Origin of the sequence: Citrobacter sp. R-1.5.2, assembly GCF_035064245.1 — a bacterium.
Lineage (GTDB): Bacteria > Pseudomonadota > Gammaproteobacteria > Enterobacterales > Enterobacteriaceae > Citrobacter.
Genome location: NZ_JASEYC010000097.1, coordinates 1 through 448 on the forward strand (window position 1 = coordinate 1; position 448 = coordinate 448).

Annotated in this window: 1 protein-coding gene; it reads right to left on the reverse strand. The window is 45.3% G+C overall.

The genetic code is table 11. The features are described 5' to 3' along the window. Positions 1 to 88: 88 nt before the first annotated feature. On the reverse strand, positions 89 to 448 hold a 360-nt coding region (locus tag QMN38_RS27250), incomplete at its 5' end, for an ATP-binding protein (protein ID WP_229231761.1).

A 448-nucleotide genomic window follows, 5' to 3' on the forward strand; every position in this document is an offset into this window, starting at 1 on the left:
TTCCTGATAAGTTGCACTAATTATATCGAATGGCTTCTGTTTGCTGCATGACAGGCTAATGACATCTTTGTCATTTAAATCTTTATTCTCAGCATTGGATTTCCGGGATCATTTTCTCCAGTCTGGGCACGGATAAGATAAAACGCGTGGAGCGTACGTCCGATTCCACCCGCACTCTTCCGTGATGTGCTTCCACGATTGACTTTACAATCGCAAGGCCGATGCCGCTGCCTTCTCCTTTTCGTTGTCTGGACGGATCCACCCGATAAAAACGGTCAAAAAGCCTTAATAAATGTTCTTCAGGGATTGGTTTCCCCGGATTTTCAATCACAAGGTCAAAAAAACTCTCCTGCTCTCTTATTGAGACGGTGATGGCCTGTCCCTCCGGGGTATAACGCAGGGCATTGGATAACAGATTATTGATCGCTCTTCTGAACATTTGTGGATC